Source organism: Nocardiopsis mwathae (assembly GCF_014201195.1).
Classification (GTDB): Bacteria; Actinomycetota; Actinomycetes; order Streptosporangiales; family Streptosporangiaceae; genus Nocardiopsis_C; species Nocardiopsis_C mwathae.
Genome location: NZ_JACHDS010000001.1, coordinates 4,318,460 through 4,334,905, shown reverse-complemented (window position 1 = coordinate 4,334,905; position 16,446 = coordinate 4,318,460). Strand labels below are relative to the sequence as shown.

17 protein-coding genes are annotated in these 16,446 nt (G+C 66.7%); 11 read left to right on the top strand and 6 right to left on the bottom strand.

The genetic code is table 11. The features are described 5' to 3' along the window. The first annotated feature begins 235 nt into the window (after positions 1 to 235). The 10 genes from HNR23_RS18855 (at position 236) to HNR23_RS18810 (ending at position 9,471) form a co-directional block, all read left to right on the top strand. Positions 236 to 2,374: a phage tail protein gene (locus HNR23_RS18855; protein ID WP_184077277.1), complete on the top strand. Its 2,139-nt coding sequence runs from the start codon at positions 236 to 238 to the stop codon at positions 2,372 to 2,374. Next, complete coding sequence (locus HNR23_RS18850) at positions 2,374 to 3,240, top strand: phage distal tail protein (protein WP_184077275.1); 867 nt, start codon at positions 2,374 to 2,376, stop codon at positions 3,238 to 3,240. The genes HNR23_RS18855 and HNR23_RS18850 overlap by 1 nt, the downstream gene beginning before the upstream one ends. Positions 3,241 to 3,252: 12 nt before the next feature. Next, positions 3,253 to 4,242 carry a hypothetical protein gene (locus HNR23_RS18845; protein WP_184077273.1) on the top strand — a complete coding sequence of 330 codons (990 nt, stop codon included), beginning with the start codon at positions 3,253 to 3,255 and terminating at the stop codon, positions 4,240 to 4,242. Between the two features lie 29 nt (positions 4,243 to 4,271). Beyond that, positions 4,272 to 5,447: a hypothetical protein gene (locus HNR23_RS18840; RefSeq protein WP_246421803.1), complete on the top strand. Its 1,176-nt coding sequence runs from the start codon at positions 4,272 to 4,274 to the stop codon at positions 5,445 to 5,447. After that, positions 5,447 to 6,208, top strand: coding sequence for a hypothetical protein (locus HNR23_RS18835; RefSeq protein ID WP_184077271.1), 762 nt, complete (start codon positions 5,447 to 5,449; stop codon positions 6,206 to 6,208). The genes HNR23_RS18840 and HNR23_RS18835 overlap by 1 nt, the downstream gene beginning before the upstream one ends. Further along, positions 6,208 to 6,990 (top strand): hypothetical protein, encoded by a 783-nt coding sequence (locus HNR23_RS18830; RefSeq protein WP_184077269.1) that lies wholly within the window; start codon positions 6,208 to 6,210, stop codon positions 6,988 to 6,990. Before HNR23_RS18835 ends, HNR23_RS18830 begins: the two co-directional genes overlap by 1 nt. Then, positions 6,987 to 7,223: a hypothetical protein gene (locus tag HNR23_RS18825; protein WP_184077267.1), complete on the top strand. Its 237-nt coding sequence runs from the start codon at positions 6,987 to 6,989 to the stop codon at positions 7,221 to 7,223. Before HNR23_RS18830 ends, HNR23_RS18825 begins: the two co-directional genes overlap by 4 nt. Before the next feature lie 115 nt (positions 7,224 to 7,338). Next, positions 7,339 to 7,620, top strand: coding sequence for a hypothetical protein (locus HNR23_RS18820; protein WP_184077265.1), 282 nt, complete (start codon positions 7,339 to 7,341; stop codon positions 7,618 to 7,620). A 111-nt stretch (positions 7,621 to 7,731) separates the two neighbouring features. Further along, positions 7,732 to 8,511, top strand: a complete 780-nt coding sequence (locus HNR23_RS18815) for a peptidoglycan recognition protein family protein (RefSeq protein ID WP_184077263.1) — start codon at positions 7,732 to 7,734, stop codon at positions 8,509 to 8,511. A gap of 705 nt (positions 8,512 to 9,216) precedes the next feature. Further along, positions 9,217 to 9,471: a hypothetical protein gene (locus HNR23_RS18810; protein ID WP_184077261.1), complete on the top strand. Its 255-nt coding sequence runs from the start codon at positions 9,217 to 9,219 to the stop codon at positions 9,469 to 9,471. A 168-nt stretch (positions 9,472 to 9,639) separates the two neighbouring features. On the opposite strand, the gene HNR23_RS18805 is transcribed toward HNR23_RS18810, so the two are convergent. The 4 genes from HNR23_RS18805 to HNR23_RS18790 form a co-directional block, all read right to left on the bottom strand. Then, a complete protein-coding gene (locus HNR23_RS18805) occupies positions 9,640 to 10,233 on the bottom strand; it encodes a DUF4352 domain-containing protein (RefSeq protein WP_184077259.1) in 594 nt (197 codons plus the stop codon). A gap of 376 nt (positions 10,234 to 10,609) precedes the next feature. After that, positions 10,610 to 11,137, bottom strand: coding sequence for a DUF4352 domain-containing protein (locus tag HNR23_RS18800; protein ID WP_184077257.1), 528 nt, complete (start codon positions 11,135 to 11,137; stop codon positions 10,610 to 10,612). 179 nt (positions 11,138 to 11,316) lie between these two features. Further along, positions 11,317 to 12,159, bottom strand: a complete 843-nt coding sequence (locus HNR23_RS18795) for a hypothetical protein (protein ID WP_184077255.1) — start codon at positions 12,157 to 12,159, stop codon at positions 11,317 to 11,319. 52 nt (positions 12,160 to 12,211) lie between these two features. After that, entirely contained in the window at positions 12,212 to 12,439 is a 228-nt protein-coding gene (locus tag HNR23_RS18790; RefSeq protein ID WP_184077253.1) for a helix-turn-helix transcriptional regulator, read from the bottom strand. A 180-nt stretch (positions 12,440 to 12,619) separates the two neighbouring features. On the opposite strand from HNR23_RS18790, the gene HNR23_RS18785 reads away from it, so the two are divergent. Then, positions 12,620 to 13,093: a helix-turn-helix domain-containing protein gene (locus HNR23_RS18785; protein ID WP_246421802.1), complete on the top strand. Its 474-nt coding sequence runs from the start codon at positions 12,620 to 12,622 to the stop codon at positions 13,091 to 13,093. Positions 13,094 to 13,547: 454 nt separating this feature from the next. Here HNR23_RS18785 and HNR23_RS18780 read toward each other — a convergent pair whose 3' ends face one another. Both HNR23_RS18780 and HNR23_RS18775 read right to left on the bottom strand, forming a co-directional pair. Further along, positions 13,548 to 15,161: an NCS1 family nucleobase:cation symporter-1 gene (locus tag HNR23_RS18780; protein WP_184077251.1), complete on the bottom strand. Its 1,614-nt coding sequence runs from the start codon at positions 15,159 to 15,161 to the stop codon at positions 13,548 to 13,550. Positions 15,162 to 15,425: 264 nt separating this feature from the next. Further along, positions 15,426 to 16,433, bottom strand: a complete 1,008-nt coding sequence (locus tag HNR23_RS18775; protein ID WP_184077249.1) for a TIGR03842 family LLM class F420-dependent oxidoreductase — start codon at positions 16,431 to 16,433, stop codon at positions 15,426 to 15,428. Between the last annotated feature and the right edge of the window lie 13 nt (positions 16,434 to 16,446).

Below are 16,446 nucleotides of genomic sequence, written 5' to 3'. Positions count from 1 at the left end.
ACAGGTGTATCCGAAGCCCGGCGGCAAGCCGGGCTTTTTTCATTCGCGGAACCTGAGTCGGCTTCGGTCACGGCTCTGTCTTTCCGGGGCTGCGGCCTTCCGTGAATTTTTCTTCTCAGTGTGGGAAATTTCTGGTCCGTTTTCATGAATTCGTGATTTCCAGTTTCGTTGATGAGTTGTGTGCATGGGGGTCGGAGTCGAAATAAATGGATGGATTCAAGGAAAGGAGTGAGTCGTGGCGGTAGCTGTAAGTGCGGACCTGTCAGTGGATTTCGAAGAGATCGGCAAACAGGCCGCGCGGAGCATGCTGAACGCGTTCGAAACGTTCGCGAACAGCGCGCAGGTGAGCGTCGGGGAAGCGATCGGTGCGAAGGTCGCCGACCAGATGAACTCGGCAGTGGAGGTCGGCCTCCAGCGACTACCTGCGGCGTTCGACGGCGCGGTGTCGGCAGCCGAAGGAATGATCTCCCGGCTCCAGCAGATCTCCGAAGTGAGTGGAGAGGAGATCGGGACGAAGCTTGCTGCGGGCGCCGAAAAGCTGGTTACGGGGTTGAGCAAGGCACCGGATGCCCTCAGCTCGATGCCCGACAAGATCGACGGCATGCTGTCCACCGGGCTCTCGAAGCTCGGTGAGATCAACGGTAGGAAGCTGGGCGACAAACTCGTATCCGGTACCACGACGCGGCTCGCGGATGGCCTGGACGCCGTCCCCGGGATCATGGAACGCGTCGGGAGCAGGGCGCAGAAGGTCCTCAAGCCCGCCATCGCCCAGGGTGGCGAGGACGCCGGCCGACAACTCGGCGAGAACCTCGCGACCAAGGCCAACGCGGCGATCGAGTCCGGTCTTCAGGGGATGCCGCCCATCGTGCAGGCGGTGGGCGGTGAGGTCGGGGGTGTCCTGACCGAGGTCCTGCCCGAGGCCGGCGCGCAGGCCGGTCGAATCCTGGCGGAGAAGACCTTCGACCTCTTCTCCAGCGGTGTTCAGAAGCGCTTCACCGGTGCCAACGAGAAGCTGGGCGACTTCACGACCAAGCTGCGCGGGATCGGCAAGGAGGCCGGGTCGTCCAGCGGAGCGATGTCGCGTATGGGCGGTGCGCTGGGGAACTACACCAAAGCGACGAAGATCGCCACGGTCGCGCAGCGGGGCCTCAACATGGCGATGCGGGCCAACCCGATTCTGCTCATCGTCTCGGCCCTCGTCCTCGCCTACACCCAGAGCGAGACGTTCCGCGATATCGTCCACGCCGCCATCGACAAGGTGCTGGAGATCGCCGGTGAGCTGGCCTCCTTCTTCACCGAGACCCTGCCTGCGGCCTGGGACGCACTCGTGGAGAAGGCCGGCGAGATCTGGGACTCCATCACCGAGACCTTCACCGCAGCGGTCACCGGAATCCAGGAGTTCCTGGTGGGGGCCTGGGAGTCCATCAAGGAAACCTTCATCGCCGGGGGTACCGCGATCGTGGAGTTCCTGACCGGCATCTGGGAGTCGATCAAGGCGACCTTCGTCGCCGGTGTCACGGCCGTCCAGGACTTCCTGACCGCCGGATGGGAGGTCATCAAGGCGACGTTCTTCGCCGCCCTGGCCAGAATCCAGGAGTTCCTGGTCGGCGCGTGGGAGACCATCAAGTCGGTGTTCTCCTCCGCGTGGGAGTTCATCAAGGAGACCTTCGCGTCCGCCGTGAACTGGGTGGTCGCCGCCGTCACCGGCTTCCGGGACAAGGCACTGGCCCTCTTTTCCGCGATCCGGGACCGGGTGTCCGGGATCGTCGCGGGCGTTCGGGACACGGTCACCTCCGCGTTCGGCAAGGCCCGCGACCTCGCGATCGCGGCGTTCCAGCGTATGAGGGACGGCGTCTCCGAGAAGATCAGCGCCCTCATGGACTTCGTGACCGGCATCCCCGGCAAGGTCAAGGGCGCCTTCTCCGACGCCAAGACGTTCCTGCTGGACGCCGGAAAGAACATCATCAGCGGGCTGATCGACGGCATCAAGTCGATGTGGAACAGCCTCAAGAGCATGCTGGGCGACATCACCGGAATGATTCCCGACTGGAAGGGGCCGCGCCGCGTCGACATGCGGCTGCTGACCCCCAACGGCCGCATGATCATGGACGGCTTGATGGGCGGCATCGACGACCGTGTTCCGCGTCTTCGCGGCCGGCTCGGTGGGATCACCGACGACATCGCCCACGGCCTGGACGTTCCGGTCCCCCCGTCGCCCGAAGTGGTGCGGCACGCCCGCACCCAGGCAGCGTCCCAAGGGCTGGCCTCGGGCGGCCCCGCCGTGAACATCGAGCGATTCGAAACGACCGAGCGCATGTCGCCGCACGAGATCGGGGAACGGCTGATGTTCCTCGCGCGATCGAGAGGAATGTGATGTCAGACCTCGCAGAAGGCCAGATCCGGTGGGATGGCGCGCTGCTGTTCGACGGCCGGAGACTGGCCCTCACCGAGATCGAGGGCTGGGACGACCTGCCCGGCATCGACAGCGGAAACGTCGTTCGACCCTCGCGACACGGGGCGTGGGCAGGGCGAGGTCTCGCCCAGCAGCGGATCGTCACCGCCACGGGAGTGCTCGTGGCCGGCGACGGTGGAGTGCGCGGGGTCGACCCCTATGTGGCCGTGGTCCGGCGATCGACCGCACTGTCCGATGACGCCCGACAGCGGTCCCTGACGATTCGTCTCGGCGGGAGGGCGCTCACCGCCTACGGGCAGGTGACCGCTCGATCGATTCCCGGTGGTACGGGCTACCAAGCCGGGCGGCCGACGGTGTCGATCCAGTGGGCCTGCCCGGACCCGCGTCGCTACGGGGACGAGCGTTCGACCACCATCCTTTCGCCGCAGCGGCCGGAGGACGGGCTCGACTACCCGATCGGCTATCCACTGGAGTACGGGGAGCCCGCCACGGGAGGGCTCGGCACCATCCGCAACAACGGAGACACCCCGTCTCATCCTGTCCTGACGTTCACAGGCCCCTGCGACCGGCCGCGCGTCGTCGATCAAGAGACCGGCCGCTCACTTGAATTCGATCTGGCCCTCGCGGAGACCGACACGCTCAGTGTCGACTGCGATTCCGGGACGGTTCGACTGAACGGAGCGGACCGGTTCTACACCCTTACGGCGAGTTCGGTTCCCCCCGAAGGCTGGACCGTCGCACCCGGAAAGTCGACCATCCGATTCCGGACGGTGTCCGCGGGGCCGGGAGCCTCGGTTCACGTTCGGTGGCACGACACCTATCTGTAGAGGAGAGAGAAGATGACCATTCGTACGCTTGCGCTCGCATCCGGTACCACAACAGCGGAGGACCACCGGCTGCTCGTAGGTTCGCTACTCGGCGGGGTCGACGGTGATTGGCCCCTCGATCGCCGGGGTGGCCTCTTCTACTCGTCGGGCGTCGCGTCGATCTCCGGAGAGGGAATGACCGCGACCGTCCGTCCTTTCACCGGTGTGGTGTCGGGCGGGTCGTCCCCGCTGCAAGGTTCCTATCTGGTGGTCAGCAGTGAAGAGGTGAGCATCACCCTCGACGACGGCCTGGGGACAGGGTCGCGCACCGACCTCATCGGAGTTGTCGTTCGTGATGACGTCTATGACGATTCCGGTCGCGCCACAGCGGAGGTGCGCATCGTCCGCCCGGGCGTCGACGACTCTTACCTCCCACTTTTCGAGGTGACCGTTCCGCAGGGAGCGAGCGAGGGAACAGGTGGAGTTCCGTGGGGTTCGGCCGTGCAGGACCGGCGCATCTACACTGCGTCGGCCGGCGGTGTCATCACGGTCCCCGACATGGCGTCGCGCGAGCGGCTGCCGATGCTCCAGGACGGGACCCTCGTGCACGTTCTGGAGAACGGCGATATCTACCTCCGGTCGGGGGGAGTCTGGCGCCCGGTGGTGGGCGCTGCGGCGGACAGTGTGATCGAGGAGAGGCTCGACCGGCGATACGAACCGATCGGCGTCCCCCGTATGTTGGCCGGAAGTCAGATGGTCGACCTGAAGACGTCAGAGAATGACTACGTCTGGGATAGGATCTACAGCGATTTCTATTACCGTGGTTCAGCTCGCGTCGCATTTCCTCGTGGATACTTTAGATCTACACCCAGCATCCTGCTGACGGCTCGGACCTCGGGCCCTGGCCTGGTAATGGAGGCCGCGTACACGAGCGCCTCGGTCGACGGATTCACGATCAACCTCGCTCGTCACTCTGGGACCTCCACCGGTGTGGACTGGTTGGCGATCGAAAGGACCACGTGATGGTTCGATATCGCTATCAATTCTGTGACTTGCTGAGCGATCGAACGATCGTCGAACTTGATCTAGATGATGTCAAATTCGACCGGCGCATCTGTCAGCCGGGTGCGTTTTCCGGATCGATTCCGATCACTAATCCCACCATCGCCGAACAGGTCGCCAAGGTCGTCGGCCGTTATGACGACGACCTCTCCGCGGGCCCCGGCCGCACTGTCGTGCACGTATGGCGGGGCCCCGAGATCTGGGGGAGCTACCTGATCTGGTCGGCCGAACCCAAGAGCGACGACCGTGGCCGGGTCACCGTCGACATCAGCGGCGCCTCTCTGGAGAGCTACCTGTACCACCGGGAGATCCGCGAGGACCTGGAATTCCGGCGAGCCGACCAGCTCGATATCGCACGCGGGCTGGTCGCCCACATGGAGCTGGACCGTCCGATCGGCCTGCGCCTCGGCGGCGAGGACTTCTCCGCCGTCACGCGGAACCGCCGGTACCGATCCTCGGAGGCCGCTACCTATGGGGAGCGGCTGGAGGAGCTGTCCAGCGTTATCGACGGTCCGGAGTGGATGATCCGGACCTATCCCGAAGGCGGCCGCCGGGTGCGCGAGTTCACCGTGGCGCAGCGTATGGGCCAGGACGTGACCGACCACATCTGGGCGCAGCCCGGCGACGTCCTGTCCTGGTCCTATCCGGCCGACGCAGGGGATGTCGCGACGTCCTGGCGGGCGCGTGGGGATACGCCCAATGACGACCTCAGCGAGGATTCCGAACCATCGCTGTCGCGCCAGTGGGAGGACCCCCGGTACCGAGAGGCCGGGTGGCCGCTGCTGGAGCGGACGGTCGATTACCAGAGTGTCACCGACACCGATGTCCTGGACGACTACGCCCGGTGGTGGGCTCGCCGCAGCTCCGGCGCGGTCCGCTTTCCCCAGGTCACGGTCCGCCTGGGGGAGTCCACATCGTTCACACCGAACAACCTCGGTGACCGTGCCCGGCTCACCCTCGTGAACGACTGGTTCCCCCTGACGGGAGGGCGCCCAACGTTCTCCAAGTCGTGGCGGGTGATCGGGGTCGAGGTGACCCCGGTATCGCGATCCAACGGCCAGGAGCAGGCGAGCCTGATCTTCGAGGAGCCGACCGAAGGGTCGGTGGAGGAGTACGAGTCCGGGCGGGGACATCCCAAGGACATAGCCGGAAAGGAGGTGGCGTGATGGCGCCGGCATACCCCCCCGACTGGTCCAGTAGGTGGAACGAGCTCCAGCGCAAGGCCCGCACCGCCTACACCGCTGCGCAGTCGCGGGTGCGTTTCGCTGCTGTGCGTGCTGCGGGGATTTTGGTCGGGGGTGGTGGGAGTCTGCAGGTTGCGGGCCGTCGTGAGCAGGATCGGATGCTGCATGTTGGCAGTGACGATGAGGGCGGTGGTGCGCGGTTGTGGCTGGGGCGTCCGAGGGATGGTTCGGCGGTGTTGGATCTGCGGGCCGCTGAGGGTGAGGCGGGGCAGTGGGCTCTGCGTGACCAGGTGGGTAACGCGGTGGTGGCCGAGGGGCCTGAGGGTGTGGGGTTGGCGCGTCCGGTCATGCCCGTCGCCACCCAGTGGATCGCGTCGAGCGCCCAGTTTTGGCCGAGTACGTCGAGCCAGTCATGGCAGCGGATGATGCTCGCCTGGGCGGTGTTCCAGCACACAGCGGTCACCTTCTACTTCAAGGCCTTCGGTCTCAGCGGGAGAGGGAAGATCAGGTTCCGGGTCGATGGCACCGTGGTCGGTGAACGCGACATCCCGAGGACGGTCGGGATGGAGAACGCCGTGACAGAGCGGTTCGTCATCGATGGAACGCCTTATCTCGGCCGGAACGGCCCCGTTCTCGTCGAGCTGGAGGGGCGCTGCCTGTCCGGCGACATGGCGCTGAACGCCACCCCCTTCTACAACGAAGGCGGCGGCCGGGCCCCGGAACCCCCGCAGGGGGTGGTGTGATGCCGATCCCCGCGTATCCCCCCGACTGGTCGAGCGCGTGGTCGGGTCTGCAGAAGCGGCTCAGGACCGCGCGGACCGCCGCGCAGTCGCGGGTGCGTTTCGCTGCTGTGCGTGCTGCGGGGATTTTGGTCGGGGGTGGTGGGAGTCTGCAGGTTGCGGGCCGTCGTGAGCAGGATCGGATGCTGCATGTTGGCAGTGACGATGAGGGCGGTGGTGCGCGGTTGTGGCTGGGGCGTCCGAGGGATGGTTCGGCGGTGTTGGATCTGCGGGCCGCTGAGGGTGAGGCGGGGCAGTGGGCTCTGCGTGACCAGGTGGGTAACGCGGTGGTGGCCGAGGGGCCTGAGGGTGTGGGGTTGGCGCGTCCGGTCATGCCCGTCGCAGCACACTGGGTCACCATGAACGAGGGCCGCGTGCGCTGGGACGCCTACGCGTTCGGCGGCGGCAGGCAGAGCGTCCTGGAGTGCTGGGCGGTCTTCCAGCACACCGCGGTCAGCTTCGCGTTTCTCGCGTGGGCGACACCCAAGGATGCGACGCTCGAACTCGTGGTGCATAAGGACGGAACCGCTCACAGCGCCGGCGTGCGCCGCGTCGCTGCGGGCGGCCCCGTAACGGGACGCACCGTGCGGTTCGACATCGATGGCACACGGTTTCTGGACTACTCCGGCCCTCTCCTCGTAGAGCTCGTCGCGACGACCCATGACGACGGCTCATCGGGACTCAATGTCGCGGTTCTGTACAGCCATGGGGCGGGAAGAGTACCGGAGGCCCAAGCAGCTCAATGACCGGTGAACGACCGTACGCGATGGTCACGATCACCGATGTCTATGGCGAGGTCCGCCAGATCTCAGGAACTCTGGCCTCGATGAGCATCCGGCTTGAAGGGATGGAGCGCCGCGTAACGGAAATCGAGGCCTGTGTCGATGTGCTCGACAGGCGGCGTTACGCACTCTCGGCGTCCGCTCTTTCCGCGGCTGTAGCTGCTGGTGGGGCGGTCCTCACCGCTGTGCTGGGATAGACCCGCATCTGCGGAACCTGTGCCGCAGATGCGTTGAAGGAACGGGGAATTGCTGGAAGTCTCGCATGGCCCTGGACCTTCAGTCAACAAGTAAGAATAAGAAAGGATGAAGTGCATGAGTTACAAGTACGAGAACCTCGGGTATCCCTACTACCTTCTGGAGTTCGGTGATCGGGATAGTGGTGATCCGTACAATCCGCACCCGAACGATCCGTACATGAGCGGGATCATGGTCAACGTTGAAGGGCGCGGCAATGCCACTCAATACTTTACTGACGAACATATCGACCGCGCTATGATCGCCTTCTGTTCCGTCCTGAACGACGCGACCCCGGTCGTGGTGACCAAGTATGCGAAGGCGCGCGGGCGCGTCCCTGGCTACTTCTTCTCGGAGTGAATCCCTCGTCATCCGTTATACTCCCGGCTGAATAATCGGGAGGTTTTCTAACTCGGGGCCTGGCGCGTGCGCCAGGCCCCTCTTGCGTGAGTGAGAGGAAAGGGGTTTCGCATGGTTTACATTCGGTCGCGCTCGTCATGGGGGGCGCGGTCGCCTAGGAATCGCCAGGGGGTCTCTCGTGCGCGCCGTGTCGAATTCACCGTGCACTATTCGCAGGGGCCGACGACGCAGACGCCTCGTCAGATCCAGAACTTTCACATGGACTCCAACGGCTGGGCCGACATCGGCTACAACTTCCTCGTTGACCGGTCAGGCGTCGTCTACGAGGGACGTGGGTGGAACGTGGCCGGCGCCCATGCCGCGCCGCGCAACGTGCAAGGAATCGGGGTCTGCTTCATCGGTCGCGACGGGGATGCGACCGACGCGGCCAAACGGAGTATCCGTGCGCTGTATGAGGAGGCGTGCCGTCGGGTTGGGCGCAGACTGCGGATGCGCGGGCACCGCGACATCAACAGCACGTCGTGCCCAGGTGACGATCTCTACGCTTGGGTGAAGTCGGGAATGCCGGTGGACGGGGCACCGACCGCACCCGCCTCCGAGAAACGTCCCAGTGCGGAGAAGGCGCCCCCGTTTCCGCTTCCGGCGCGGTGGGCGTTCGGTCGGCGGACCGGTCCGACCTGGATGGTCTCGGGCTACTACTCGCACCGATCGGATCTTCGCCGGTGGCAGCATCGCATGCGCCAGCGCGGTTGGAACATCGCAGCCGACGGCCTCTACGGCCCGCAGACGGAACGTGTCACCCGCCGGTTCCAGCGGGAGAAGGGTCTGTCGACTGACGGCCTCATCGGCAAGAAGACCTGGGAGGCTGCCTGGGCGGCACCTGTCACGTAGAACGTCGTCGGCCCCACTGGTACTGCCGGCAGGATCTCCATTCGGCCAGATGAAGTCGAGAGAGTCCACTCTGCGGTGTGCCTGCGGGAAGTGTATTCCCACCTCGCGTGGCCGACTCTGGCCACGCCCGCTGACTAAGACGGTCACGCAGGCACACTAGGGTGAAGGACGCCAATAGGTGAATATGGTCACGTATTAAGGGTGATCTCGGGCGTCGGTTCATCCGAAGGCTGAGGACTCCACCCGCGGTGGGCGCCGGTGCAGATGCGCCGGTGTTTTTTCATGTTCCCTCCGGCTCGTTTCAGCGCGCGACATCTCGAAGAGACGAAAGGTCCGAGGATTGGCTGTATCCCCCAGCGAGTCGTTCCCCCCGATGGAAGAGGACGATCCTGCCGACGAGGAAGAGTACGAAGAGGGCGAAGAATTCTACTATGACGACGACGGTACATTTGGAGTAGGCTTGCGCTGTCCATGACCGGGATTGCGGTGGCCATCATTTATGTGGGCACTCGGATTTTCCGTTGGAGTGAAAGGTGTTGAATGGATAAAAAATTCCGGACGGTTTGGTTCTCTTGGGAGAGTCCACAGCCTTCCGGGGTCTCGGTGTGAAACTATCGTAGTTGAGATTCTTGCGCCCGAAGGCCGCCTATTTATGCAGGCCTCGCCATATGGCGAGGCCTTTTTTCGATTGGAAGGGGGATTTTCATGTCCACAGTCGGCTACCGGGGCGATGCGCGGCGCGTTGCGCTCCGTTCGTCGGTACAGGCACTCGTAGTGGTCGCTCTGACCGGTGCTGGTGCGGCCGTGTCCCAGCTCACGGGTCCCGCGGATGCGCTCACGCTGGAAACGGTCATGACCACTGCCCTGGCCGGGGCCGGGTATGCGGTCGCGGCCTATGTTCACAAGCGTCTGGACGGCTTCGTGTCCGTCCGACGGGGGAGTAGCCAGGGGGAGATGTGATCCCAGTGCCGCCCGAGCCGTCGCCGGGTCGCCTCGGGAAAGGGTAGCGCGCGGCGTCCCGCCGCCCATCCGACCCGCTAGGCACCGACACGCGTCGTGGCCGATGACACGGCTTGACCCACACCGCCCCCGGCCCTTCAGGGCCGGGGGCGGATTCTCATGTCGGGGTTACTGGACGTCGGCCTTGACGGTGATGCCGAGGAGGACGTCGAGGGTGACACTGGCGGGGGTGAAGGAGCCCTCCGCGGTGATGGCGCCGGTGACGTTCTCGCCCGGGGCGAGGGTGACGGTGTCGATGGAGTTGGCCTCTTCGATGATTCCCTTGGAAGCGTCGCGCTTGGTGCCGTCGGTGTCGGTGATGGAGAAGTAGAACGGGTTGACGTCGACGTTCTCGTCGCTGTCGTTGGTGACGGTGACCTTCACGCTCGTGAAGTCTCCACCGGTGTGCAGCGCGCTGGGGGTGAAGTCCGTCCGTTCGGCTTCGAGCTTCACCTCGCTGTCCTCGGCCGCCTCTTCGGTGCCGGGCTTGTCGCCGGCGTCCGCGGTGTCGCTGTCGGAGAGGGAGGTCGAGGAGTTCTCCTTGGTCTCCTTGAGGGCTTCTTCGGCGGAGTTGCCGATGATCGCCAGGCATCCGACGCCGAGGAGGAGGATGACCAGGGCCGCTCCTCCGCAGCCGAGGCAGCCCCAGAGCCAGGGGTTGGACGTCTTCTGGGGCGGCGGAGGCGGCGGCGGAGGCGGCGGGGGCATCTGCTGGCCGTACACGAGGGACTCCTGATGCGTGTGGTGAATCAGTAGGGGCCTGAGGAAATCTACAATGGGGCAAAAGGTGAAAAACGCGCGAACCGTGCAAATGGCCAGATGTGGACGGCATGGCAATCGGGCGGGGTTGCTGCGCATCGCTCACGTCGAGTGAATGATTTCGCAGGTCGCTCACGTTTTCACTTGCGGGGAACCGACCTGCCAGGGGTGCACGAGCGAAGGCCTGGGGGATTCGCCGCCGGGAGCATCTCCCTACAGCGAAAGACGCTCGGCTGGGATGACGCAGCCGAGCGTCCGGCGGAACCGCTCGCGGCCGGCGGCCGGTCGCGCACGCGCGAGGGCCGGGAATTCGCGGGCCGGGGCGTTCTTCGTTCGTGGGCTATTTGACGTCGACCTTGATGGTCTCGCCCAGGGGGATGTCGAAGGTGACGCTGGCCGGGGTGAAGGAGCCTTCGCCGGTGACGACGCCGGAGACGTTTTCGCCGGGGGCGAGGGTGACGGAGCCGATCTCGTTGTCGTCCTCACCGAGGCCCTTGGCGGCGTCGTGCTTGGTGCCGTCGGTGTCGGTGATGGAGAAGAAGAGGGGATTCACTTCGACGTTTCCGTCGCTGTCGTTGGTGACGGTGATCTTCACGCTGGTGTAGTCCCCGCCGTTGTGCAGGACGCCCGGGGTGAATTCGGTCGCCTCGGCTTCGATCTTCACCGGGCTGTCCTCGCTCGCGCCGTCGGTGGTCGAACCGGAGCCCGAGGAGTTCTCCTTCAGGACCTCCTCGGCGGAGTTTCCGACGATCACCATGCAGCCGGCTCCGAGGAGGAGGATGACCAGGATCGCTCCTCCGCAGCCGAGGCAGCCCCAGAGCCAGGGGTTGCGCTTCTTCGGTTCGGGGGGCATGTGCTGTCCGTGCACGGGGGACTCCTGCTGCTTCGTTGAGTTGGTAAGAACTCGAACGAACCTACGACCGAAAAAGCGGTCATGAGTCCACAAAAGCCACAAATGGCCACAGTCGGACGGTGTGACAACCGAACACCCTTCCTGCGCGTCCGTCACGCAAAGTGAAGATTTTCACGAGTCGGTCATGTTCGAATTCACGCTGCGGAGTCGGGCAGGGCGATGTCGAGGACGTCGCCGAGCCGGTAGAGGGGGCGGCCGGCGCTTCCGGTTTCCTCGGACCGGATGTGGCCGCGCCGGGCGTAGCCGCGGACCATGGCGTCGGTGATCTCGTAGCCCACGGCCCGCAGGGCGCGTGCCGCGTCGGCGGCGGTGACCAGGCGGTCGGCGGCATCGCGCAGGATGCGTTCCCGTTCGGCGCGCACCCCGTGCTCCGCGCCGCAGCTGCCGCACCGCGCCCGCTGGGATTCGGGCCGGGCGTAGCAGGGTGCCCCGCAGCGGCGGCATTCTCCGGCGAAGACCTTCTGCTCGGGCCGGTCGACCGTGCGCTCGGCGAGGCGCACCGCGGCGACGATCTCGTCGACGCACTCGCCGCCGAAGTCGGAGCGGCGGATCCAGCCGATGAAGCGCTCCAGCCAGCGCGCCATATCGCCCAAGGTGTCGTCCGGAAGGCGTCCGCCCACCTCGCCGTGGACCAGCCGCACCCACGTCGACAGCGTGTTGCGCACGACGGCGACGGTTTCACTCGCCCGCTCGTCGAAGGCCACCGCGGTTTCGGCCGAGCGGCGCCCCATGTTGCTCTCGCCGGTGCGGCTCTGCCGCGCGGCGGCGAGTTCGAGCTCGGTGTCCAGGCCCTGGCCGTTGCCCCGAGGGCCGCCGTGCAGTGCGTGGAGCGCGATGGCGAGGGTGTAGCCGCACCCGGCGCAGACGGGCGCGTCGTCGGTGAGTGGGTCGTCGCAGTCGGGGACCTCGCAGCGGAGGCCGTCGTCGGTGGTGTCAGGGGAGGGAGCGCGGTCGTCAGGGGTGTGCGGTGACGTCACGTGGGTGTCCTTCGTTGAAGAGAGGGGTGTCGGGTGTTCGGTGGAGTGGCGGTCAGCCGGGGGGCTGCGGGGGTTCGGGGACGAGCAGGTCGCCCTCGTCGGCCTCCAGGGCCTCGGTCAGTGCCCGGTACAGGCGGGGTGAGGGCTGCCGCTGCCCCCATTCGATGCGGTAGAGGTGCTGGGCGCTGGCGCCGACGCGCCGTGCCAGGTCGGGGACGCTGTAGCCCTTGCGTTCGCGGGTGCGGCGCAGGGCGTTCCGGTCGATGCGATGAGTGAGCATGAGGACAAAGTTAGCAAAAGTTTTGCGTCAGACAAAGGCCAATTGGCGCAAGTTTGCGGTGATTGGGGTCGCTCGGGTGTCGGGGTCCACATCGGGTGGGGGCGCTGTCGCGGGGGGTGATTCAGCCAAGTTTGGCCAAACTTGGTCCTAGCTAGCCGAAGTTTGGCCTAACATTGGGTCATGGCTCAGCACACCCCGCCCCCCGCCGGCCCCAGGTACGACCTGCTCGATCAGGCCATGGACGACCGCCGCCTGGAGCTGGGTCTGCGTTGGAAGGACGTCGCGGTCCGGGCCGGCACCTCGGAGCAGGCGCTGCGTGATATTCGCCGCGGGCGCAGCTTCCCGCGGGACCTCACCATCCGCCGTCTGGAAGAGACGCTGGGATGGGCGCCCGGTTCGGTGCGGGCGGTCCTCGACGGGGGGGAGCCCGAAGTCGCGGCGGCCCAGGTCGACCACTCCGGATCGTCCGTTCCGACCGAGGAGGGGCTCTCCTGGACCATCCAGGACGGATATCCGGTCTACCACCTCACGCGCATGATCAGGGGAAACCCGGTCACCGTCTCGCAGGTGGTGCGCGACCAGCGCTCGCGCGAGCAGATCGAGCGGGAGCTCAACCAGCTGATGGACATGGCCGTGGTCATCTGGCGCGACTGACGGGGTTTACACAGCGTGGTGGCCACATACGGTCACACCCAAAGAAGTGGAAGTGACCAGCCGAAACCGCGCCAGACATGGCGTTCGTCATGATCGAAAAGAAGTTCGAATAGGCAGCGGGACTTGCAAATCCGTCGCATTCAGTGATCATCTACGGGTGATGCGTCTGTCGCTCGGCGCGTCCGTGATCGCCCAACCTGTAGAGGGAGCATGACTTTGACGGCGGCAGACTGCCCCGAGACGATTTCGATCGGCGAGGACCTGGAGGTCCGCGTGATCAGCGGTATGTCGGCGCGACTCAGCGTCGTGCGCAGTACTGCCCGCGTGCTCGTTCTGATCGACCCCGAGGCCGAACCGGGGGCCGCCATGCGCGATGCTCGGCGGATCCTCGGGCCTCGGGAGCGGACCCTCCTACGGGGATGGCTGGAAAGGCGTTCACCGGGCTCCGGCCCGCTCAGCGCGGGGGTTCCCCGCTCCCGGAGTGAGGGTGAGACCGGCCCACCGCCGCAGCGGCTTCCCCGCCAGCGGTGATGCTCTCGGGCCGAGGGGTGCGATCCGGGGGGAAGAGCCGGTGCAGGAGCGCGTGCAGCGCGAACGCCGTGAGGAAGCCCACGGCCCAGCTGTAGTCGGCCAGCGGCTGGAGGAGGGGGATCAGTCCGTCCGCCGGGAAGGGGCCGCTTCCCGGTTCGGAGTAGGAGCCGCCGATCGCCAGGACGCCGCCGACCGCGAACGCCGCCAGGGCACGCCGGTTCCAGCCGCCGCTGTACCAGTAGTCGGCGCCGCGCAGGTAGAGCGCGTCGAGCCGCAGTCGGCTGCGCCGCAGGAGCCAGTAGTCGGCGATGAGGATGCCGGCGACCGTGCCCAGCAGCCCGCCCACGGTCCCCAGCCACGTGAAGATGTACACGCTCGGGCTCTCGATCAGCTTCCACGGGAAGATGAGGACGCTGACCACGCACGTGATCATCGCCCCGGTGCGGAAGCCGATCAGCCGCGGTGCCAGGTTGGACAGGTCGTAGGCCGGACCGACGAGGTTGGCGGCGATGTTGGTGGAGATCGTCGCCATCAGCACCACGATCAGCGCGAAGATCACTCCGACCGTGCTGTCCATCCGCGCCGCCAGCTGCACCGGGTCCCAGATCGGCTCGCCGTAGACCGCCTGCGAGCCCGAGGTGACGAGCACGGACAGCAGCGCGAACGCCGTCATGGTCGTCGGCAGCCCCAACGACTGCCCCCGCAGCTGCGCCTTCTGGCTGCCACTGAACCGGGTGAAGTCCGAAATGTTGAGGGACAGAGTCGACCAGAACCCGATCATCCCCATCAGCGCGGGAAAGAACACCACCCAGAACTCCGGCCCCCACCCCAGTTCCGAGGGCTGGGAGAGCATCGGGCCGAGCCCGCCCGCCTGGCGCGCCATCCACACCAGCAGCACCACCCCGCCGAGGAGCATGAACGGTGCGGCCCAGTCCTGCAGTCGCCGCACCGCCTCCATGCCCCAGGAGATGATGGCGACTTGCAACGCCCAGAACAGCAGGAACGACAGCCACATCGTCCACGGCTCGCCGCCCACCGGCGCCGCCTCGCTCCACTCCGGCCCGATCAGTCGGCCGGTCAGGAAGAAGATGCCCTGCCCGCCGATCCAGGTCTGGATCCCGAACCACCCGCACGCCGTCGCGCCGCGCAGCAGCGCCGGGAGGTTGGCCCCGCGCACCCCGAACGCGGCCCGCGCGAACACCGGGAACGGGATCCCGTACTTCGCGCCCGCGTGCCCGGTCAGCACCATCGGCGCCAGCACGATGAGGTTGCCCAGGGCGATGGTGAGCACCGCCTGCTTCCAGTCCATGCCGAGCGCGACCAGGCCTCCGGCCAGGGTCCAGGAGGGGATGTTGACGGCCATGCCCACCCACAGCGCGGTGAAGTCGTAGGTGCTCCAGTTGCGCTGCTCCATGGACAGCGGGCGCAGGTCGTCGTTGACGTAACGGCTGCCGCCCAGGTCGGCGCCGGGGGAGAGGGAGACCCGCCCGTCGGGGTGGTGGGTGACCTGGTGTCTCGGCGCGGGTGCGTCGCTCAAGGTCGGCCTCGTTCTTCCTCGCGTCGGACGTGGGAATCGGGCACGACGCTGTGCACCGGCGGACCACAGGGGTGGGAGGGAAAAGGGAGGGGGCGAACGGGAGTACCGGGCGAACGAACGCCCGCTTCCTCCTGTTCGTCTCTATTATCCAGGTCAGCGGGGGTGCGCGGGACGATCGTCGGGCCGGGGCGGAACGTCGGGGCGGGCGCCGTGCGCCGGGGTTCGGCACCCGCCCCGAGCCGGTGGGACCGCTCGCGGGCGGCCCTACAGCGCCGGGATGACGCGGTCGCCGTAGGCCTCGATCACGCCGTCGATGTCGTCGTGCATCGCGTAGACCGCGAACTGGTCCACACCCAGCGCACGCAGCCGCCGCAGCTTCTCCACGTGCGCCTCGGCCGGGCCGATCAGGCAGAACCGCTCCACGATCTCGTCGGGCACGAACGCCGTATCGGGGTTCCCGCTGCGCCCGTGGTGCCGGTAGTCGTAGCCCTCGCGCTCCTTGATGTAGGCGGTCAGCGCCTCGGGTACCAGGTCGGAGTGCTCCCCGTAGCGGGCGACCAGGTCGGCCACGTGGTTGCCGACCATGCCGCCGAACCAGCGACACTCCTCCAGGGCGTGCGCGTGGTGTTCGGCGCTGCCGTCGGTGACGTAGGCCGGGGCCGCCACGCAGACGGTGACCTCGCCCGGGTCGCGCCCGGCCTCCTGCGCGGCCTCGCGCACCGCCTTGACCATCCACTCGGTGAGGTAGGGGTCGGCCAGCTGCAGGATGAACCCGTCGGCCTGGCGCCCCACCAGTGCCAGCGCCTTGGGACCGTAGGCACCCATCCACACCGGCAGCCGTCCGCCGCGTACCCACGGCAGCCGCATCGGCGCGCCGTCCACCTCGGCCTCGCGCCCCTCGGCCAGGTCCTTGATGGCGCGCATGGCCTCGCTGAGCCGGGCCAGGGTGGCCGGCGGGCGCCCGGCCACCCGCATCGCCGAGTCGCCGCGCCCGATGCCGCAGACCGTGCGGTTGCCGTACATGTCGTTGAGCGTGGCGAACGTGGAGGCGGTCACCTCCCAGGTCCTGGTGTGCGGATTGGTCACCATCGGGCCGACGGCCATCCGCGCGGTGTGGTCCAGGATGCGGCTGTAGATCACGAACGGCTCCTGCCACAGCACGCAGGAGTCGAAGGTCCACCCGTGGCCGAACCCGACCTCTTCGGCGCGCCGCATGCGCCGAACCAGCGTGTCCGCCGGCGGGTCGGTCTGGAGTACGAGGCCGAATTCCACGGTCCCTCCCGGT